Annotated in this window: 17 protein-coding genes; 10 read left to right on the top strand and 7 right to left on the bottom strand. The window is 70.9% G+C overall.

Annotation, left to right across the window (positions count from 1 at the left end):
• Window positions 1-115: 115 nt before the first annotated feature.
• The gene (locus ACFDS6_RS01075) at window positions 116-781 is read left to right on the top strand and encodes a L,D-transpeptidase family protein (RefSeq protein WP_375270260.1); all 666 of its coding nucleotides are present in this window, start codon (window positions 116-118) and stop codon (window positions 779-781) included.
• A gap of 45 nt (window positions 782-826) precedes the next feature.
• Here ACFDS6_RS01075 and ACFDS6_RS01070 read toward each other — a convergent pair whose 3' ends face one another.
• The 7 genes from ACFDS6_RS01070 to ACFDS6_RS01040 all read right to left on the bottom strand — a co-directional run bounded on the left by ACFDS6_RS01070 (window position 827) and on the right by ACFDS6_RS01040 (window position 8,351).
• Window positions 827-1,495 carry an energy transducer TonB gene (locus tag ACFDS6_RS01070; RefSeq protein WP_375270259.1) on the bottom strand — a complete coding sequence of 223 codons (669 nt, stop codon included), beginning with the start codon at window positions 1,493-1,495 and terminating at the stop codon, window positions 827-829.
• A 116-nt stretch (window positions 1,496-1,611) separates the two neighbouring features.
• A complete protein-coding gene (kynA, locus tag ACFDS6_RS01065) occupies window positions 1,612-2,451 on the bottom strand; it encodes a tryptophan 2,3-dioxygenase (RefSeq protein ID WP_375270258.1) in 840 nt (279 codons plus the stop codon).
• Window positions 2,448-3,641, bottom strand: a complete 1,194-nt coding sequence (gene kynU / locus ACFDS6_RS01060) for a kynureninase (RefSeq protein WP_375270257.1) — start codon at window positions 3,639-3,641, stop codon at window positions 2,448-2,450. The genes kynA and kynU overlap by 4 nt, the downstream gene beginning before the upstream one ends.
• A gap of 33 nt (window positions 3,642-3,674) precedes the next feature.
• On the bottom strand, window positions 3,675-5,189 hold the full coding sequence (locus ACFDS6_RS01055) for a DHA2 family efflux MFS transporter permease subunit (RefSeq protein ID WP_375270383.1): 1,515 nt from the start codon (window positions 5,187-5,189) through the stop codon (window positions 3,675-3,677).
• 134 nt (window positions 5,190-5,323) lie between these two features.
• Complete coding sequence (locus ACFDS6_RS01050) at window positions 5,324-6,493, bottom strand: efflux RND transporter periplasmic adaptor subunit (RefSeq protein WP_375270256.1); 1,170 nt, start codon at window positions 6,491-6,493, stop codon at window positions 5,324-5,326.
• Window positions 6,490-7,905: an efflux transporter outer membrane subunit gene (locus tag ACFDS6_RS01045; RefSeq protein ID WP_375270255.1), complete on the bottom strand. Its 1,416-nt coding sequence runs from the start codon at window positions 7,903-7,905 to the stop codon at window positions 6,490-6,492. Before ACFDS6_RS01045 ends, ACFDS6_RS01050 begins: the two co-directional genes overlap by 4 nt.
• Window positions 7,902-8,351, bottom strand: coding sequence for a MarR family winged helix-turn-helix transcriptional regulator (locus tag ACFDS6_RS01040; RefSeq protein ID WP_375270254.1), 450 nt, complete (start codon window positions 8,349-8,351; stop codon window positions 7,902-7,904). The genes ACFDS6_RS01045 and ACFDS6_RS01040 overlap by 4 nt, the downstream gene beginning before the upstream one ends.
• Before the next feature lie 189 nt (window positions 8,352-8,540).
• On the opposite strand from ACFDS6_RS01040, the gene ACFDS6_RS01035 reads away from it, so the two are divergent.
• The 9 genes from ACFDS6_RS01035 to ACFDS6_RS00995 all read left to right on the top strand — a co-directional run.
• The gene (locus ACFDS6_RS01035) at window positions 8,541-11,360 is read left to right on the top strand and encodes a M16 family metallopeptidase (RefSeq protein ID WP_375270382.1); all 2,820 of its coding nucleotides are present in this window, start codon (window positions 8,541-8,543) and stop codon (window positions 11,358-11,360) included.
• Between the two features lie 34 nt (window positions 11,361-11,394).
• Entirely contained in the window at window positions 11,395-11,694 is a 300-nt protein-coding gene (locus tag ACFDS6_RS01030; protein ID WP_375270253.1) for a hypothetical protein, read from the top strand.
• A 296-nt stretch (window positions 11,695-11,990) separates the two neighbouring features.
• On the top strand, window positions 11,991-14,165 hold the full coding sequence (locus tag ACFDS6_RS01025; protein ID WP_375270252.1) for an EAL domain-containing protein: 2,175 nt from the start codon (window positions 11,991-11,993) through the stop codon (window positions 14,163-14,165).
• A 425-nt stretch (window positions 14,166-14,590) separates the two neighbouring features.
• A complete protein-coding gene (locus ACFDS6_RS01020; RefSeq protein WP_375270251.1) occupies window positions 14,591-15,142 on the top strand; it encodes a hypothetical protein in 552 nt (183 codons plus the stop codon).
• A gap of 29 nt (window positions 15,143-15,171) precedes the next feature.
• On the top strand, window positions 15,172-16,491 hold the full coding sequence (locus tag ACFDS6_RS01015) for a DNA-packaging protein (RefSeq protein WP_375270250.1): 1,320 nt from the start codon (window positions 15,172-15,174) through the stop codon (window positions 16,489-16,491).
• A 170-nt stretch (window positions 16,492-16,661) separates the two neighbouring features.
• Window positions 16,662-17,747, top strand: coding sequence for a phage portal protein (locus ACFDS6_RS01010; protein WP_375270249.1), 1,086 nt, complete (start codon window positions 16,662-16,664; stop codon window positions 17,745-17,747).
• 35 nt (window positions 17,748-17,782) lie between these two features.
• Complete coding sequence (locus ACFDS6_RS01005; RefSeq protein ID WP_375270381.1) at window positions 17,783-18,076, top strand: DUF6127 family protein; 294 nt, start codon at window positions 17,783-17,785, stop codon at window positions 18,074-18,076.
• Entirely contained in the window at window positions 18,064-18,444 is a 381-nt protein-coding gene (locus tag ACFDS6_RS01000) for an HK97 family phage prohead protease (protein WP_375270248.1), read from the top strand. Before ACFDS6_RS01005 ends, ACFDS6_RS01000 begins: the two co-directional genes overlap by 13 nt.
• A 103-nt stretch (window positions 18,445-18,547) precedes the next feature.
• The coding region (locus ACFDS6_RS00995) for a phage major capsid protein (RefSeq protein WP_375270247.1) at window positions 18,548-19,541 on the top strand (994 nt) is incomplete at its 3' end.

The following is a 19,541-nucleotide window of genomic DNA, read 5'->3' as shown; positions in this document are numbered from 1 at the left end:
TGGCGCGGAATCCGCACAACTCATCGGCGTGGCACCAAAAGAGCGTGGACGTGTTATCAACCATGGTCGTGCGGCTGGTGCGGGCGACCGGTGAATGGATTCGGGGAACGATATGATGCTGCGACGCGCCGTGTTGATGGTCGCGCCGGTGATCGCCGGCGCTTGTCTCTCGCCTGTGGCGGGTGCGCGGACGCTCGACGGCCTGGCGCTGACGGAGGCGGCCGCGTCGCTCTCGCCTAATCGCTACATCTGGAGCGACGAGCAGGCGGAGGGCGCGATCGCGGGGCCGGTCAGCGTGCTGATCTCGATCCCCGACCAGCGCGCCTACGTGTTCCGCGGCGAGACATTGGTGGCGGCGTCCACCGTGTCGACCGGCAAGGCGGGGAACGACACGCCGACGGGCAGCTTCACGATCCTGCAGAAGAACGCGAAGCATTTCTCCAACCTCTACGACAATGCGCCGATGCCGTACATGCAGCGGCTGACGTGGGACGGCGTCGCGCTGCACGCCGGGCGCAATCCGGGTTTCCCGGCGTCGCACGGCTGTATCCGCCTGCCGACCGCGTTCGCCAAGAAGCTGTTCGAGATCACGTCGCTGGGTGCGACGGTCGAGGTGACCGACGAAGCGTATGTTAGTGGGGCGTACGTCAGCGGGGCCAATGTCGGCGGAAGGGACGCGCCGGTCTACGCGCCGGTCGCGGTCGTGCGCGATCACGAGGTGAGCGAGACCGCGCGCGCCAACGAGCGCGAGGGGATCGCGCAGGCGATGCGGATCGATTGACCGAAACGCTCCCCCGCTCTCGCCGAGCGGGGGAGGAAATGCGGGTCAGCGCGGCAATTGCCAGCGCACGCGGTCGTTGTAGCTGGTCGCGACCGCGTTGCCGGCGTCGTCGCGCGCGGGCTCGAAGCGCGCGCGGCGCTGGTACAGGCGGCATGCGGCGCTATCGAGCGTGGCCGACCCGCTCGACGCCGTAACCGAGCAGCCGGTCACGCGCCCGTCGCTGCCGACCTGGACGGCGAGCGAAACGACGCCCTGCTCCTCGGCACGCAGCGCGGCGCCGGGGTAATCGTCCGTCGTGATCCAGCTGCCGCGATTGCCGATCGCGCGCACCGGGCTCGCCTTGCTGACGACGGGTGGCAACGGCGGTGGCGGGGCGACGTCGATCCGCGCGGGCGGGAAGGGCAGCGGCGGGGCGGGGACGAGATCGACCGACACGGTGCTGCTGGCGGCGGGCGTCGGCACGCGCGGGACGACCGCCGTGATCGTTGACGCGCTGGTGGGCGCAATGGCGGTCTGCTCGGGCGGCGGCGGCGTGTCGGGCGGCGGTGGTGTGTCGATCGGCACGTTGGTGGTCGTCAGCGTGCGCGATACGTCGCGAACGAAATTGGTCGCCATGCCGGTGACGAAGGCGAAGCCGAGCAACCCGTGGATGACCGCGACGCCGGCGATCGTGGCGATGCGCCGCGTGCCGGGTGCCTGATCGGAATAGGCCATGTGACATCTCTCCTTGCCCGGAGGTGCCGCGGCCGTGGAACCGCCCGTCGACGTACTCCGAATGGGGAAGCTGCGCCTTCGATCGCGTGTTGATCAAGCGACTTAATTGCTGCCCGTCACAGCTCCGTGCGGACCTGCCAGAGTTCGGGGAACAGCTCGACCTCGAGCATGCGGCGGAGATAGCCGACGCCCGCGGTGCCGCCGGTGCCGCGCTTCAAGCCGATCACGCGCTCCACGGTGGTGACGTGGTTGAAGCGCCAGCGGCGGAAGTAATCCTCCAGGTCGACGAGTTTCTCGGCGAGTTCGTAGAGCGGCCAGTGCGCGGCGGGGTCGCGGTAGATCGTCGCCCATGCCGCGGTGACCGCGGAGTCGGCCGCGCGCTCGCCGCGCCAGTCGCGCGTCGGATCGGCGAGCAGGCCGTGGCGGTGAAGCAGCAGCAAGGCGGCGTCGTAGATGCTGGGTTGCGCGAAAATGTCCTCCAGCGCGGCGAGCGTGTCGCTACGGTGGCGATGGGGGCCGAGCATCGCGTGGTGGCGGTTGCCGCACAGGAACTCGATCGCGCGATACTGCCACGACTGGAAGCCCGACGACTGGCCGAGCGCGTCGCGGAAGCTGGTGTACTCGCTGGGCGTCATGGTGCGCAGCACGTCCCACGCGCCGTTCAACTGTTCGAGGATGCGGCTGACCCGCGCGAGCATCTTGATCGCGTGGGGCAGTTCGTCGCGCAGGATCGCGTCGCGCGCGCTGGTGAGCTCGTGAACCGCGAGCTTCATCCACAATTCGCTGGTCTGGTGCTGAATGATGAACAGCAGTTCGTCGTGCGCGGCGGAGCGCGGGTGCTGCGCGTCCAGCACGCGGTCGAGCGCGAGATAGTCGGCGTAGGCCATCTTGCCGGCGAAGTTGAGTTCGGCGCCGACGTGGGGAGGGGCGTGGGGTGGAGGCGCGTCGTCGCTCACGTGACGGCCGCGCGCTGCTGATACTCGGGGGCCTCGTAGGCGCGGGTGTCGATGACGTCGGCGAGGATGGTCGCGGCCTGCACCACCTCGGCCTCGGAGAGATAGAGCGGGGTGAAGCCGAAGCGCAGGATGTCGGGCGCGCGCACGTCGCCGATCACGCCGCGCGCGATCAGCGCCTGCATCGCCGGATAGGCATGGTCGTGGCGGAACGACACCTGGCTGCCGCGCGCGTGGGGATCGCGCGGTGAGGCGAGCTCGAGGGCAGGGCAGCGGCGCTCGACTTCGCGGATAAAGGTGTCGGAGAGGCGGATCGAGGCGGTGCGCAACGCGGGCATGTCGACACCGTCCCACGCGTCGAGCGCGGCGTCGAGGATCGACAAGGCGACGATCGGCGGGGTGCCGACGCGCATCCGCTCGATGCCCGCGGCGGGGCGATAGCTGCGGTGGAAGGCGAAGGGTTCGGCGTGGCCGAGCCAGCCCGACAGGATCGGCTGCGCGACATCGGCGTGACGCGGGGCGACGTAGATGAAGGCGGGGCTGCCCGGACCGCCGTTCAGATATTTGTAGGTGCAGCCAACCGCGAAGTCGGCGTCGGCCTGTTCGAGGTGGACGGGGAGCGCGCCGGCGGAATGGGCGAGGTCCCAGACGGTGATCGCGCCGGCATCGTGCGCGCGCTTGGTGAGCGCGGCCATGTCGTGGAGGCGGCCGGTGCGATAGTCGACCTCGGTCAGCATGGTGACCGCGACCGTCTCGTCGATCGCATTCGCGACATCCTCGGGCGCGACGACCTTCAGCTCGCGCCCGCCGAGCGCGGCGAGCAGGCCGTCGGCGATGTAGAGGTCGCTGGGAAAGTTGCCGCTGTCGCTCAGCACCACGCGGCGGTCGGCGGGCGCGAGCGCGAGTGCGGCGGCGAGCGCCTGGAACACCTTGATCGACAAGGTGTCGCCGGTGACGACGCTGGCGGCGGGCGCGCCGACGAGGCGCGCTATGCGGTCGCCGACGCGCGAGGGCAGCGCCATCCAGTCGCTGTCGTTCCACGCGCGGATGAGCTGGTCGCCCCATTGTTCGCGCAGCACCTGTCCGACGCGCGCCCCGGCGGCGAGCGGCAGGGGGCCGAGCGAATTGCCGTCGAGGTAGATCACGCCCTCGGGCAGATGGAACAGCGCGCGCGTGGCGGCGAAATCGGTCATGCTAGGCCGTGTAGCGGGTGCAGCGGGCGACTCCTAGTCGGCGGCGACGACGTGGCCCTCCGGCGGGGTGGGGCGGCGGCAGAACCAGACGATGATCAGCATCGACGCGCACAGGTACGCGCTGAGGCGGAACAGGTCGGTGGTGGCGAGCAAATACGCCTGCCCGACCATCTGACGCGTGATCGCGCCCGCCGCCTGCTGCGCGGTGAGGCCCATGCGCATCAGCTGCTCGGTCGCCATCTGGACGGGCATGTTGGTGCCGACCGCCTCGGTCAGGCGGGTCTGGTGGAGCGCCTCGCGCCGGTCCCAGGCGGTGGTGATGATCGAGGCGGCGAAGGAGCCCGCGACGATGCGGGTGAAGTTGGAGATGCCGGTGGCGGACGGCAGCCGCTCGGGCGGGATGCGGTCGAGCGCGATCGTCAGCATGGACAGGAAGAAGGTGCTCATCGACACGCCCTGGACCAGGAGCGGCAGCATGAAGTCGGTGAACGACGCGGTGGTCGTGTAGCCCGAGCGCATCCAGTAGCTGATCGCGAAGCCGATGAAGGCGACGCTGGCGAGCAGCCGCGCGTCGAACTTGCCCGACAAACGCGCCACGAGCGGCGTCAGCAACACCGCGACCGCGCCGCTGGGCGCGGCGACGAGCCCGGCCCAGGTGGCGGTGTAACCGAGCTGGGTTTGCAGCCACAACGGCAGGATCAGAATGTTCGCGAAGAAGACGGCGTAGCCGAGCGAGAAGGCGAGGTTGCCGATCAGGAAGTTGCGGCGCGCGAACAAGGACAGGTCGACAGTCGGGTTGGCATCGGTCAGTTCCCAGATCACCCAGGCGACGAAGCCGACCGCGGCGACGATCGTCAGCACCACGATCAGGCCATCGTTGAACCAGTCGGCGTTCTTGCCGAGGTCGAGCATCACCTGGAGCGCGCCGACCCACAGGACGAGCAGGCCGAGCCCGACCGCGTCGATCGGCAGCTTCATCTTGGGTGTCTCGCGCGAGTTCAGGTTCGACCAGCAGGTGAACGCGACGAAGATGCCGAAGGGGACGTTGATCAGGAAAATCCACGACCAATGGTAATTGTCGGAGATGTAGCCGCCGAGGATCGGCCCCATGATCGGCGCGACCAGCGTGGTCATCGACCAGATGCCGAGCGCGGTTGAGCGTTTGTGCGCCGGGAAGATCGCGATCAGCAGCGCCTGGCTGCCGGGCATGATCGGGCCGGCGGTGGCGCCCTGGAGCACCCGGAACAGGATCAGCGAGGGCAGGTTCCAGGCAATGCCGCACAGGAACGAGGCGAGCGTGAAGCAGGCAACCGCGGTGCAGAACACGCGCACCACGCCGAAGCGGCGCATCAGCCAGCCGGTCAAGGGCACCGCGATGCCGTTCGACACCGCGAAGGCGGTGATGACCCAGGTCGAATTGTCGCTGCTGACGCCCAGATTGCCCGCGATCGTCGGCAAGGACACGTTGGCGATGGTCGAGTCGAGCACCATCATGAAGGTGCCGAGCGCGAGCGCGAAGGAGGTCAGCGCGAGCTGCCCGCCGACCATCGCTGGCGGCCCGCCGGACGCGTCCGCGGCCGCGCGCGCGGGATTGGCGGCGGGGCGGATCGGCGCGTTGGCCTGCGCCTGCGCGGGCGCGGCCTGCGCGAGTTTGCTGGCGTCGCTCTGACCGGTCATCGCGCTTACCGGTTCGCGGCGATGATCTGGCGGATGTCGGCCTCGACCTGCGGATCGGTGCCCGCGACCTCGCCCTTGTAGGGCGCGGCGGCGACGGCGGCGAGGCGCGCGCCCGACTTGCTCGCGGTGTCGACCACCGTGTTCACCGACAGGCCGATGCGCAGCGGATTGGCGGCGAGTTCGCGCGGGTCGAGCGCAATACGGACGGGCACGCGCTGCACGATCTTGATCCAGTTGCCGCTGGCGTTCTGCGGGGGCAGGAGCGCGAAGGCGTTGCCGCTGCCGGCGCCGACGCCCGCCACCTTGCCGTGGAACACGACGTCGTCGCCGTAGGTGTCGGCGGTGACGCGCACGGGCTGGCCGATGCGCAGGTCCTTGAGCTGCGTTTCACGGAAATTGGCGTCGACCCAGACGCGGGTGAGTGGGACGACCGCCATCAGCGGCGTGCCGGCGGAGATCTGCTGCCCGACCTGCACCGTGCGCTGCGCGACGACGCCGTCGATCGGCGCGACGACGTGCATGTGGCTGCGCTGGATCGCCGCGCGGCGATAGGCGGCGATCGCGGACAGGACCGCGGGGTTGGTGTTGACGTCGGTGCCCTGCACCGCGCTCTGCGCCTGCGCGCGTTGCTGTTGCGCGAGCCGGAGGTTGGCGGCGGCGACCTTTACCGTGTCGGCGGCGTGGGACAGTTCCTCGCCCGAAACCGCGCCCTCGGCGGCGGCACCGCGGCGGCGCTGGTAATCGTCGCGCGCGCGGGCGAGCTCGGCCTGCGCTTGGACGATCGTCGCATCCGACTGGCCGACGCGGGTGATGTCGGCGCGGGTGCTACGCACCGCCTTTGCCAGGTCGGCGGCGGCGGCGGCGAGGTTCACGTCGGCGGTGACGGGGTCGAGGTCGATCAGCGGTTGCCCCGCCTTGACGCTCTGCGTGTTGTCGGCGTGGATCGCGGTGACGGTGCCGGGGTCGCGCGCGGTGATCGCGACCACGTCGCCCGCGACATAAGCGTCGTCGGTCTCCTCCTCAGGGGCCGCGAGCAGGAAGTGAAACACCGCCCAGACGACCAGCGCGGCGAGGACGACGACGCCCAGGATCGTGAACGCGCGGCGGCGCGCGCGGGGCTTGCCGGCGGGAGTCGCGGGCGCGGGTGCGGCGGTGTCGGTCACGGTATCGGTCATCGGGGTGTCACGTCCTGGGCGGGATCGAAGCCGCCACCGAGCGCGATGGCGAGTTGCGCGCGCGCGAGCAGCGCGTCGATCGAGAGATTGGCGGCGGCGAGCTGCGCGTCGAGCAGCCGCACGTCGTTGTCGACGAGGTCGAGCCGGCTATCGAGCCCGCTCGACACGCGAATCGCGTTGAGGCGCCCGGTCTCGGCAAAGCCGGAGACGACCTGCTGCTGGCGGGTGCGCTCCAGGTCGGCGGCGCGGACCTGCGCGATCGCGTCGGCGGCCTGGCGCGCGGCGTCGACCACCGACTGGTTGTACTGTGCGGTGGCGACGTCGACGAGCGCGGTCGCGCCCTCCAGCTCGGCGCGCCGCCGGCCGTTGTCGAACAGCGGCAGGTGGATCGCCGCGCCGCCGCCCGCGGTGCCCGCATCCAGGTCGAGGAAATTGCCGAAGCCGATCGCCTGCAATCCCACCAGCGCGGTAAGGTTGACGTTGGGGTAGAAGGCGCGGCGCGCGACTTGCCGCCCCGCGGACGCCGCCTCGACACGCGCGCGGGCGGCGGCGACGTCGGCGCGCCGCGACAGCAGGTCGGCAGGAATCCGCGCCGGGATCGGCAGCGCGGCGTCGGCGGGCAGGCGGGTCGGGCCGATCCGTGCGGCATAGTCGCTGCCGCGACCGGCGAGCGCGGCGAGCGCGTTGGTGGCGAGCACGCGCGCGGCCTGCGCCTGGACCAGCACGACGCGCGCCTGCGCGAGCAGCGTGCCCGCCGCCTGCTGATCGAGCCGGCTGGCGAGGCGATTGCGCACGCGCGCGTTTATCAGCCGGACGCTCTGCTCGCGCGCGGCAATGGTGCGCGTGGCGATCGCGGCCTGGCGTTCGGCGCGCGCGACCTCGGCGTAGCTCGCCATCACCGAACCCGCGATCATCAGCCGCGCGGCGGCGATGTCGTACTGCGCGGCCTGCAGGCTGGCGCCCGCCTGCGCGATCGCGGCCTTCTGCCGCCCGAACAGGTCGAGGTTCCAGTCGAGCCCGGCCTGCGCGGTGCCGATCGCGCGGACGGTGCCGGCGAACGGCGGCGGGATGGTGTAGCGGCCCGACAGGCGCGAGCCCTGTACCTGGCCGTCGAAGGTGACGTCAGGGCCGCGATCCGCCCCCTGCCGCGCGAGCACCGCCTGCGCTTGGCGCGTGCGCGCGAGCGCGACGTCGAGCGACGGATTGCTCGCCAGCGCGTCCGCGATCAGCCGGTCGAGTTGCGGATCGCCGACGGCGGTCCAGAAATCGGGCGCGAGTTGCACGGAGGGGCCGGTGAGCGCGAGATCGGACGCGGCCTTGGGCGTGAGTGTCGGGCGCGTGTCGGGCGGCGTGCAGGCGGCGAGCGTGGTGGCGGCGAGCAGGGCGCCCAGCGCGGATGTGCGGCGGATCACGCGACCTCCTCCAGCGTGCGGCGCAGTTTCTGCAATTGCGCGATCAGCGCGGCGGTCTCTTCCGCGCTCCAGTCGGCGAGCACCATGTTCCACACGTCGATCACGCGGTCGCGGCACCGCATCGCGACCGCGCGGCCCTCGTCGGTGAGCGACAGGTTGACGAGGCGGCGGTCGGCGTCGTCGCGGTCGCGCTGCACCAAATACTTGGTTTCCAGCACGTCGATCATCCGCGTCATCGCGCCCCTGTCGTGCGCGAGGTCGCGCGCGAGCGCGGCGCAGTTGGTCTGGCCGTAGTGGATCGAGATCAGCGCCGACCACTGGATGCCGGTCAGCCCCTCGTGCGCGCAGGCCGCGTCGAGCCGCGCGTAGCCGAGCTGGTGGATCGCGCGCACCAGATAGCCGATCGAGGTGTCGGGAAAGAAATTGTCCCGATTGTAAGCGTTCATGAACGTTGCAATGGCAATGGTTGCCTGGGCAGTCAATGCCTGAGTTGCTGACACACGTGACAATAAGCATCGCGCGAACCATTGCCGCGCGTCGGGCGCGCGCTATGCTGGCGCAAGACACTTACCCGGAGCGTGCCACCCTTGCTCAAGTCGTTCCTCGCCGCCGGCGTCTCGGCCGCCTGCTTCGCCATGCCCGCCACAGCGCAGACCGCGCCCGCGCCCGCGACGGCACCCGCCGCCGCGCCCGTGTCGTCGCTGGTGAGCGCGATCGACATTCCGTTCCAGCAGTTCACGCTGAAGAACGGGCTGCGCGTGGTGGTCCACACCGATCGCAAGGCGCCGGTCGTCGCGGTCAGCGTGTGGTACGATGTAGGATCGAAGCACGAGCCGAAGGGCAAGACCGGGTTCGCGCACCTGTTCGAGCACCTGATGTTCAACGGCAGCGAGAATGCGCCGGGCGACTTCTTCGAGCCGTTGCAGCAGGTCGGCGCGACCGATTCGAACGGCACCACCTATTACGACCGGACCAATTACTTCGAGACGGTGCCGACCGCCGCGCTCGACCGCGCATTGTTCCTCGAATCGGATCGTATGGGCTATCTGACCGGCGCGATCACGCAGGGCGTGCTCGACGAGCAGCGCGGGGTCGTCCAGAACGAGAAGCGGCAAGGCGACAACCAGCCCTACGGCCTTCTGCGGTACAAGCTGACCGAGCGGCTGTTCCCGGCCACGCACCCCTACGGCCACGAGACGATCGGGTCGATGGCGGACCTGGACGCGGCGACGCTGACCACGGTCAAGGACTGGTTCCGCGACCATTACGGGCCGAACAACGCGGTGCTGGTGCTGGCGGGCGACGTCGACGTCGCGACGGCGAAGCGGCTGGTGGAGAAGTATTTCGGCGCGATCCCTGCCGGACCCAAGAGCGTCGCGCCGCCCGCGGCGATCCCCGCCGCGCTGCCGGGGCCGGCGAGCGAGGTGATCAAGGACAATGTGGCGGCGACGCTGATCGTCAAGACCTGGGCGGTGCCGGGGTTGAACGATCCCGCGGCCGAGTCGCTCGACGTGGCGGCGGGGGTGCTCGGCGGGCTGGAGAGCTCGCGGTTGGATAACGAGCTGGTCAAGCGCGAGAAACTGGCCGTGCAGGTGTCGGCGGAGAACGAGAGCTTCGCGCAGGTCGGCACGTTCAGCATGTCCGCGGTGGTGCGCCCGGGCGTCGACCCGGCGGTCGTGTCCAGGCGGATGGACGAGATCCTGGCGGACTTCCTGAAGAACGGGCCGACCGCGGACGAGGTCAACCGCTACGTCACGCAGACGGTGTCGCGGCGGATCGGCGGGCTGGAGTCGGTCGGCGGGTTCGGCGGCAAGGCTGTCGCGCTGGCGGAGGGCGCGCTCTACTCGAATGATCCGGGCTTCTACAAGAAACAGCTCGCGCGGCTGGCGGCGCAGACGCCGGCGAGCGTGAAGGCAGCGGCGGACAAGTGGCTGTCGCGGCCGAACTACTCGGTGTCGGTGGTGCCGGGCAAGCGCGACGCCTACGCCGAGGCGAAGGTGCCGCCCGCGGTCGACGTGCCGGCCGCGCCCGAGCAGGCGGCGAAGGGCACGCGCGGGCCGCTGCCCGCGGTTGGTCAGGTCGCGGGGCTGAGCTTCCCCAAGGTCGAGCGCACGAAACTGTCGAACGGGATCGAGCTGGTCTACGCGCAGCGCGCCACCGTGCCGATGACGCAGGCGGTGCTGAGCTTCGACGCGGGCGTGGCGGCGGACGTCGCCGACAAGCTGGGCACGCAGGCGCTGACGCTCGCGATGATCGACGAGGGGACGCGGAGCCTCGACTCGGTCGAACTGGCCGAGGCGAAGGAGCGGCTGGGCGCGTCGATCGGGACCGGCAGCTCGGCGGACCGTACCAGCGTGTCGCTGCGCGTGCCGAGTGCGAACCTCGGCGCGGCGTCGCAGATCTGGGCCGATATCGCGCGCGCGCCCGCTTTCCCCGAGGGCGAGCTGGCGCGGGTTAAGACGCAGCAGCTGACGCAGATCCAGCAGGAGCTGACCAGCCCCGAGGGGCTGGCGCGGCGCGTGCTGCCGCGGCTGATCGCGCCGAACTCGCCCTACGCCAAGGCGCAGGGGTCGGGCGATCCGCGCGCGGTGCAGGCGCTGACCCGCGCCGACCTAGTCGCGTTCCAGCAGGCGTGGCTCAGGCCCGACAAGGCGAAGATCTTCGTCGTGTCCGATCGCCCGCTGGCCGAGATACGGCAGGTGATGGAGCAGCGCTTCGGCGACTGGCGCGCGAGCGGCGCGGCGGGGCAGAAGGCGTTTCCGCCCGCCGCGCAGGCGACCCGCCCGCGCATCGTGCTGATCGACCGGCCCGACAGTCCGCAGTCGCTGATCGTCGCGGGCGCGCCGACGGGGCTGAAGGGCACGGACGAGCTGCTGCCGTTCGAGGTCGGCAACGATGCGCTGGGCGGCAGCTTCCTGGGCCGGATCAACATGGACCTGCGCGAGACCAAGCACTGGTCCTACGGCGCGTTCGGCGGCTTTCGCCGCTACGAGATGGCCACACCCTATCAGTTGCAGGCGCCGGTGCAGGCGAACCAGACCGGGCCGTCGATCGCGGCGATGCGCGGCGACATCGCGGGCTACGTCGGTGCGCAGCCGATGACGCAGCCGGAGTTCGAGCGCGCGATCAACGGCGCGACGCGGTCGCTGTCGGGCGATTTCGAAACCGCGGGTGATGTGTTGAACGCTATGCAGGCGAATGATCTCTACAAGCGGCCGGACGATTATTACGCGACGATCACGCAGAAGTACCGCGCACTGACGCTGCCGCAGGTCAATGCGGCGACCAAGGCGGCGATCGATCCGGGCAAGTTCGTGTGGCTGGTGGTGGGCGACGCCAAGGTGGTGCAGCCGCAGCTGGCGCAGGTCGGGCTGCCGGTCGAGGTGATGCCGGCGGCGGCGGTCGTCTCAGGCGCGGCCACCCCCGCCGCAACGCCCGCGCCCGCTCCGCGTTGAGCAGCGACACGTTTTCGATCCAAAGGAGAGCAAGATGGCCAATCTGGACGGTACCTACGATTGCACGGTGAAGTCGCCGCTGGGCGACCAGAACCTGACGCTGACGGTCAAGACCGAGGGCAGCAGCTTCACCGGCCAGGCATCGGGCGCGATGGGCGCGTCCGACGTGTCGGGCGAGGTCGAGGGCGACACGCTGAAGTGGAAGCAGCAGATGACCTCGCCGATGCCGATGACGCTGGATTGCAGCGCGACGGTCAATGGCGACAGCGTGACCGGCACCGTCGGCGCGGGCGCGTTCGGCAGCTTCCCCTTGTCGGGCACGCGCACGGCGTAATCGCCGCACCGAGCACGTAAGCAGGAGCGCGTCGCCCGACCCCGGGCGGCGCGCTTTTTCATGGATTAGTGACGCATGTAAAACGCTCAGCTGCCGTACAGCGACGCTCGGGATCAAGCAGCCGTCCGCCCGTTGCAAGTGTCTCGCCCGATCACCCGTTGCGGTAACAGTTGAGCGATCGGCGCGCGACGCCTGTTGACAGCATTGCGCTTGTTTTCATGTGGTTATCGTTAACCGGATACAGACGCGGCTGATCCAATACCTCCGGTTCGGAGCCATCGCTCGTGGGAGGTATGATGACGCTGGACGAATCGAGAAGGCTCGCGAGTCTCGCCGATTACGGCGTGTTGGGGACCGCGCCGGAGGATACGTTCGACCAGCTGACCGCGCTCGGGTCCGCGTTCCTGAAGCTGCCGATGTGCGCGGTGAACCTGATCGGTGCGGACGAGCAGTGGACCAAGTCCGCGCACGGGCTGGAGCCCGGCAGCACGCCGCGGCACTTCTCCTTCTGCACCCACACGATCCAGGGCACGGAGCCGCTGATCGTCCCGGACGCCGCGCAGGACGGGCGGTTCCGGACGAACCCGTTCGTGACGGGGGCCGCGCACGTCCGCTTCTACGCCGGGGTGCCGCTGATCGATGGCGAGGGCCAGCGGCTGGGCGCGTTCTGCGTGCTGGGCGACGAGCCGCGCCACGATTTCGGCGCGGCGGAGATCGACCTGCTCAAGCGGCTGGGCGCGATCGTCACCGACCGGCTGGAGGCGCGCCGCAGTTCGATCAACCTGGCGACCGCGGACGGGTTCGCCGGGGCGACCGCGCTGGCGCTGGTGCTCGCCAACGCGGACGGCCGTATCCGGTTATGGAATGCGGCGGCGGAGCGGATGTTCGGTCATCCGGCCGAGCGGATGATCGGCGAGCCGTTGACCACCATCATGCCCGAGCGGTTCCGCGCGGCGCACGTCAACGGGCTGGCGCGGGTCGTCGCGGGCGGCGCGTCGACGCTGTCGGGCAAGAGCGTCGAGGTCACCGGATTGCGCGCCGATGGGTCCGAGTTCCCGATCGAGCTGTCGGTGTCGGTGTGGCAGGGACCGGCGGGCGTCGAGATCGGCGCCAACCTGCAGGACATCACCGAGCGCCGCGCGCAGGCGGCCGCGCTGCAGCACATGGCGCTGCACGACGCGCTGACGGGGCTGCCCAATCGTCACGGGTTCGAGGACAGGCTGCGCGAGCAGTTCGACGCGGGTGGCGCCGTGTCGCTGATCGTGCTCGACCTGGACGAGTTGAAGGTCATCAACGACACGCTGGGGCATGCCACCGGGGACTTGCTGTTGCAGATGGTGGCGGTGCGCCTGCTGTCGATCGTGCCGGCCGACGGCGCGCTCGCCCGGATCAGCGGGGACAGTTTCGGCATCCTGCTGCCGGGCGACGATCTGATCCGGGTGTCGGACGTGGCGCGGCGATTGTTGTCGGCGACCAGGGACGCGTTCGCGGTGGGCGAGCGCAACCTGAACGTTCCGTTCAGCATCGGCGTGGCGGTCGCCCCGCTGCACGGCGCCGAACCTGCGCAACTGCTGTTCCGCGCCGACCTGGCGCTGCTGGCGGCGAAGAAGGCGGGCGGCCGGACGTTTCGCGTATTCGACGCCGGGATGGAGGAACAGGTCGCGGCGCGGCGCGCGTTCAACGACGAGCTGTTGCAGGCGCAGGCGCGCGGCGAGTGGGAGCTGGCGTATCAGCCGCAGGTGCGCCTGTCCGACGGGCGGTTGATTGGGGCGGAAGCGCTGCTGCGCTGGCGCCACCCGCGGCGCGGCCTGTTAGCGCCCGGCGCGTTCCTGCCCGCGCTGGAGAAGCATCTGCTGGCGTATGACGTCGGCTGCTGGGTGCTGGACGAGGCGTGCCGGCAGCTGGTCGCGTGGCGCGCGCGGGGGCTGGAACTGGAGCGGATCAGCGTCAATCTGTTCGCCGCGCAGATCGAGGCCGGGACGCTGGGCGAGGTCGTGGCAGCGACGCTGGAGCGTCACGCGCTGCAACCGCGCGACCTGGAGCTGGAGATCACCGAGACGATCGTGCTGCGGCACGACGACGAGGCGCTGGAGCCGCTGCGCCGGTTGCACGAGAGCGGCGTGTCGATCGCATTCGACGATTTCGGCACCGGGTACGCGTCGCTGAGCACGCTGAAGCGCTTCCCGCTCTCGCGCCTGAAGATCGATCGCAGTTTCGTGTCGGACATCGAGCGCGAGCCGCACAGCGTGGCGATCGTGTCGGGCGTGGCGAGCATCGGCCGCGCGCTGGACCTGTGCGTGATCGCGGAAGGGATCGAGACCGAGCAGCAGGCGGCGATGGTCGAGAAGCTGGGCTGCACCGAGGGGCAGGGTTACCTGTTCGGCAAGCCGTTGGACCCGGCGACGTTCGAGCAACTGTCGTTCGAGCGCGACGCGCGGAGTGTCGGGCTGTTATTGGCGGCGACCGGTTGATAACGGGCGGTTGATGGCGGGCGGTGTTCGGGCGGGTTCGCGATGACGCGGGGGCGAGAAGCCGCTTGACAGCGTGACGCTGTTTGTGTACAAAACAGGAACATCGAGATGGTGTGACGCCCGATCGGGTGATGGCAGGGCCGGGCGGCCGGGGTGATGCACTCCGCCGCGCCGGCCCTTCGTCGTTTCGTGGCAGCGGGGTGCGGTGGTGCCGGGGCGGGTATGGGCGGCTGGGTGTCGTTCGAGGCGGTTTCGACCGGCTTGGGCCGCGTTCTCTCGTTAGCCAAGACCCGATCCGGGATGCGCTTCCGGGTTGGGGCGGGAGAAGGCAGCGTCATCCCGGATTAAGTCCGGGATGACGGAGGGTGGTTGGTTGGCGACCGCGCTGAGCGCGGGTGGTGCGGGCGGGCGTGGGGAGAGCAGATATGGACAACGAGGGGGCGGGCGGCGCGTTGGTGCTGCGCGGGGGAAAGTCGCGGCCGATCCAGCGCGTGAGGCCCAAGGCGCGCGCGTTCGGCGCGCAGAAGCGACGGACCTTTATCGCGGTGCTCGCCGCGACGTGCAACGTCAAGCTGGCGGCGCAAGGGTGCGGGGTCGATGTCACCACGCCGTACAGGGTGCGCAGGGCCGACGCGGGCTTCGCCGCCGATTGGGACGCGGCGCTGGCGAGCGGGTATGAGCGGCTGGAGGTCGAGGCGTTGCGGTACGCGCTGGAGCGATTGCCCGACGCAGTCGATCCGCATGGCACGGGTGACAGTGAGGCGGCGCGCGCGGCGATCGCCGACGGTGTGGTGACCGCGCTCGCCGAGCGGCGCGCGAGCGACGCGGACCTGCGATTCGTGCTGGCGATCCTGGGGCGACACGCGCGCGGTTTGCGCGGCGAGGGCATGATCCGTGTCGTCCGGCCGAGCGAGGCCGATACGAACGCGCGGCTGACCGCGCTGCTCGACACGCTCGAGCGGCAGATGGCGCGGTGAGCGGCGGGAGCGGGCCAACGGGAACCGGGGTGACGGGGAGCGGCGACGACGCGTCGGCTGTTGAACGGCTGGCGCAGCTATCGCCGGCGTATCGGCAGCGGATCATCGGCAAGTTGCCGGTCGGGTACCGGCGAGAGCTGGCGGAGCGGTGGTCGCTTCGCGCGCACGTCGGACAACTGGCGCCGCCGGGCGACTGGCAGGTGTGGCTGATCCGCGCCGGGCGCGGGTTCGGCAAGACGCGCGCGGGGGCGGAATGGGTCAATGCGGCGGCCAAGGCGCGCGCGATCCGCGTCGCGCTGGTGGGCGCGACGATCGAGGACGCGCGGCGCGTGATGGTGGAGGGACCGAGCGGCGTCATCGCGGTCGCGGGCGCCGACGTGCCGCTGGTGTGGCGGCCGACGAAGGGCGAGGTGCGCTGGCCGTCCGGCGCGGTGGCGACGGTCTACTCGGCGGCGGCGGCGGAAGGGCTGCGCGGGCCGGAGCATCACCTCGCCTGGGCGGACGAGCTGGGCAAGTGGAAGGGGGCGGAGGCGTGGAACAACCTGCTGATGGGATTGCGGCTGGGGGATGATCCGCGCGCGCTGGTGACTACGACGCCGCGCACCACGCAGCTGATGCGGCAGGTCATGCAGGCGCCGGGCACGGTCGAGACGCGCGGGGCAACGCGCGACAATCCGCACCTGCCCAGGCGCTTCGTCGACGCGATCGAGGCGGCGTACGGGGGCACGCGGCTGGGGCGGCAGGAGCTGGAGGGCGAGATGATGGCGGACGTGGTCGGCGCGCTGTGGACGCGCGCGCTGCTCGACGCGCAGCGCGTGGCGCCCGGTCGCGTGCCGCCGCTCAGGCGCGTGGTGGTGGGGGTCGACCCGCCGGCGAGCGCGGAGGGCGACGCGTGCGGGATCGTCGCGGCCGGGCTGGGCGTCGACGATTGCGGCTACGTGCTGGAGGATGCGAGCATCGCGGGGGTGTCGCCCGACGGATGGGCGCGCGCGGTGGCGGGCTGCGCGGCCAGGCACAAGGCGGACCGCGTGGTGGCGGAGAAGAACCAGGGCGGCGACATGGTCGGCGACGTGCTGCGATCCGCCGACGCGCGGCTGCCCGTCACTTTGGTTCACGCGAGCCGCGGCAAGGCGGCGCGCGCGGAGCCGGTGGCGGCGCTCTACGAGACGCGGCGGGTATGGCACGCGGGTGCGTTTCCGGCGCTGGAGGACGAGCTGGCGGGATTGCAGGCGGGCGGCGGGTACGAGGGGCCGGGGCGCTCCCCCGACCGCGCCGACGCGTGCGTGTGGGCGCTGACCGCGCTGATGCTGGGCGCGCGGGGCGAGGCGAGCGTACGGGTGCTGGGGTAGCGGCGGGACGGGCAGGTTCGGCGACGGTGCTCGACTGGCGCGTGATCGCCGAGAAGCGGAACTCCGCGTCGAGCCCGGGGTGACGGGTAGGTGGCGGCGGTGGTCTTTTCCATCGGCTGCGCGGGCAAGCGGTGCGGGGCGTCGCGGCCTTCTGAACAGGGGACAGGCAGATGGCATGGTTCGGGTGGAGGCCCGGGCGCGAGGGCGCGCGTCCGGTGTTGTCGCGGGTGCTGGGCGGTGGAATGCGGTCGGTGCCCGGCGAGTGGCCGCAGGGCTATGACGCGCAGGTGCGCAGCGGTTACTGCCGCAACGCGGTGGCGCAGCGCGCGGTGAAGCTGCTGGCGGAGAGCGTGGGCGGCGCGCCGCTGAACGTCGGGGACGAGCGGCTTCGCACGCTGGTCGCGCGGCGCGGGTTCCTGGAGACGGTGGCGGCGCAGCTGCTGCTGCACGGCAACGCGTTTATACAGCTGGGGCTGGGCGAGGACGGGCGGCCGGCCGAGCTGTTCGCGCTGCGCCCCGAGCGGGTGACCGTGGAGCCGGACGCGCAAGGTTGGCCGGCGGCGTATCGCTACACGGTGGCGGAGCGGGTGACGCGGCTGCCGGCGGAGAGCGTGATCCACGTGCGCGCGTTCAACCCGGTCGACGACCATTACGGGCTGGGGTGCCTGGGCGCGGCGTCGGGGGCCATCGCGATCCACAATGCGGCGGCGGCGTGGAACAAGGCGCTGCTCGACAATGCCGCGCGGCCGTCGGGCGCGCTGGTGTACGACGCGGGCGACGGCGCGACTTTGTCGGCGGAACAGTTCGCGCGGTTGAAGGAGGAGATGGAGGCGGGCTTCCAAGGCGCGGCCAATGCGGGGCGGCCGATGCTGCTGGAGGGTGGATTGAAATGGCAGGCGATGAGTCTCTCGCCCGCCGACATGGACTTCGTGGCGACCAAGGCGGCGGCGGCGCGCGAGATCGCGCTGGCGTTCGGCGTGCCGTCGATGCTGCTCGGGCTGCCGGGCGACAGCACGCACGCGAACTACAAGGAAGCGAACAAGGCGTTGTGGCGGCTGAGCGTGCTGCCGCTGGCGGGCGCGATCCTGGCGGCGCTGCGCGACGGATTGGCCGAATGGTTCGAGGGGGCGGTGATGGAGGTCGATCTGGACATGGTGCCGGCACTGGTCGAGGACCGCGAGCGGTTGTGGCGGATGGTGACCGCGGCCGATTTCGTGACGCGCGACGAGAAGCGCCAGATGGTGGGCTGGTCGTGAGCGCGGGCGGGGGCGGCGCGATCCTGGCGCAGTTGATGGCGCAGGCGTGCGAGCGCGGCGCGGACGTGGCGACGCTGCGCGCGATCGCGGAGGAAGCGGGCGAGCTGGGCGCGACGCGCGCACTGACGCGGCTGGGCCTCGCCGACGAGGGCGCGGGGGCGGACGTGGCGGAGCTGCGCGAACTGCTCAAGGCGTGGCGCGACGCGAAACGGTCGGCGTGGAAGGCGTTGATCGCGTGGGTGGCGCGGATGGCGTGCGCGCTGCTGCTGCTGGGGCTGGCCGTCAAGCTGGGGGCCCTGAAGTCGGGGGTGGGCGAGTGGGTCAAGTGATCCGCGTCGAGGGCTATGCCGCGGTGTTCGACCGCGTCGATCGCGCGGGCGACGTGGTGCGCAGGGGGGCGTTCGCGGACGCGTCTCTCGTGCCGCTGCTGGTGCAGCATCGCGGGCGTGGGGTGGGGACGATCGAGGCGATCGGCGAGGACGCGCGGGGGCTGCGCGTGACGGCGGTGGTGGCGGACGCGGGCGTCGCGCGGGCGGTCGCGTGCGGGGCGCTCGTCGGGCTGTCGGTCGGGTACCGGGCGCGCGTGGTGCGGCAGGGGGCGCGGCGCGAGATCCTGCGCGCGGCGCTGGCGGAGGTGAGCCTGGTCGCGGTGCCGATGCAGCCGGCGGCGCGGGTCGAGCGGGTGAGCGCGGTGTAGCGCGGCACCTGACCATGAAATTTGGTTCGGGCGGGGCGTGTGCCTCGTCGGGGTGACCTCGTCCGCGCGTGCGGGCGGGGTCTTTTCGTGTGGGAGAACGAGCATGAACGACGTGGTGGTGCGGCCGGTGCTGGACGGGGCGCGCGCGGTGGCGGGGGCGTTCGACGGTTTCGTACGCTCGGGCGCGGTGATCGAGACCAAGGCGTTCACCGGGGTGACCGGGGATGCTGGCGGATACGCGATCCCGAAGGAGATCGACGCGGTGATCGACGCGACGCTGAAATCGGCGAGCCCGATCCGCGGCATCGCCAGCGTGGTGCAGGTGGGGTCGGCGGGCTATCGCAAGCTGGTGACGACGGGCGGCACGCCGTCGGGCTGGGCGGCGGAGGCCGAGGCGCGGCCGGGAACGGGAACCCCGGTGTTCGCCGAGATCGCGCCGCCGATGGGGGAGCTGTACGCCAACCCGTCGGCGAGCCAGGCGATGCTGGACGACGCTTTGTTCGACGTCGAAGGCTGGCTGGCAGGCGAGATCGCGGCCGAGTTCGCCAAGGCCGAGGGCGCGGCGTTCGTCAACGGCAGCGGGGTCAACCGGCCCCGAGGGTTCCTGCAGTCGCCGACCAGCAGCGCGGGCGACGCGACGCGCGGCTTCGGAACGCTGCAATATCTGGCGAGCGGGGCGGCGGGCGATTTCGGCAGCGGCGCGCCCGAGCGGTTGATCGACCTGGTGCAGTCCTTGCGCAGTCCGTACCGGCAGGGCGCGTGCTGGGTGATGAACGCGGCGACCGCGGCGCGCATCCGCAAGTTCAAGACCAGCGACGGGCAGTTCCTGTGGCAGCCGAGCCTGTCGAGCGGGCAGCCGGCGAGCCTGCTCGGCTATCCGGTGGTCGAGGCGGAGGACATGCCCGACGTCGCCGCGAACAGCCTGTCGATCGCGTTCGGCAACTTCCGCACGGGTTACCTGATCACCGAGCGGCAAGAGACCAACGTGCTGCGCGATCCCTATTCCAACAAGCCGTTCGTGACGTTCTACGCCACCAAGCGGGTCGGCGGGTGCGTGTCGAACAGCGAGGCGATCAAGCTGATGAAGTTCGCCGCGG

The sequence above is a fragment of the Sphingomonas sp. genome (assembly GCF_042095875.1).
Taxonomy (GTDB): domain Bacteria; phylum Pseudomonadota; class Alphaproteobacteria; order Sphingomonadales; family Sphingomonadaceae; genus Sphingomonas.
Note: the sequence above shows the minus strand (reverse complement) of the source record. Positions and strands in the feature narration are given on the sequence as shown.

What these genes read in the sequence shown, in the direction of transcription:
- ACFDS6_RS01010 (WP_375270249.1), top strand. Translation starts at nt 16,662, where the DNA reads ATGGCATGGTTCGGGTGGAGGCCCGGGCGCGAGGGCGCGCGTCCGGTG.
- ACFDS6_RS01025 (WP_375270252.1), top strand. Translation starts at nt 11,991, where the DNA reads ATGACGCTGGACGAATCGAGAAGGCTCGCGAGTCTCGCCGATTACGGC.
- kynU (WP_375270257.1), bottom strand. Translation starts at nt 3,641, where the DNA reads ATGACCGATTTCGCCGCCACGCGCGCGCTGTTCCATCTGCCCGAGGGC.
- ACFDS6_RS01055 (WP_375270383.1), bottom strand. Translation starts at nt 5,189, where the DNA reads ATGGTCGGCGGGCAGCTCGCGCTGACCTCCTTCGCGCTCGCGCTCGGC.
- ACFDS6_RS01020 (WP_375270251.1), top strand. Translation starts at nt 14,591, where the DNA reads ATGGACAACGAGGGGGCGGGCGGCGCGTTGGTGCTGCGCGGGGGAAAG.
- ACFDS6_RS01075 (WP_375270260.1), top strand. Translation starts at nt 116, where the DNA reads ATGCTGCGACGCGCCGTGTTGATGGTCGCGCCGGTGATCGCCGGCGCT.
- ACFDS6_RS01040 (WP_375270254.1), bottom strand. Translation starts at nt 8,351, where the DNA reads ATGAACGCTTACAATCGGGACAATTTCTTTCCCGACACCTCGATCGGC.
- ACFDS6_RS01050 (WP_375270256.1), bottom strand. Translation starts at nt 6,493, where the DNA reads ATGACCGATACCGTGACCGACACCGCCGCACCCGCGCCCGCGACTCCC.
- ACFDS6_RS01035 (WP_375270382.1), top strand. Translation starts at nt 8,541, where the DNA reads ATGCCCGCCACAGCGCAGACCGCGCCCGCGCCCGCGACGGCACCCGCC.
- ACFDS6_RS01030 (WP_375270253.1), top strand. Translation starts at nt 11,395, where the DNA reads ATGGCCAATCTGGACGGTACCTACGATTGCACGGTGAAGTCGCCGCTG.
- ACFDS6_RS01070 (WP_375270259.1), bottom strand. Translation starts at nt 1,495, where the DNA reads ATGGCCTATTCCGATCAGGCACCCGGCACGCGGCGCATCGCCACGATC.
- ACFDS6_RS01005 (WP_375270381.1), top strand. Translation starts at nt 17,783, where the DNA reads ATGGCGCAGGCGTGCGAGCGCGGCGCGGACGTGGCGACGCTGCGCGCG.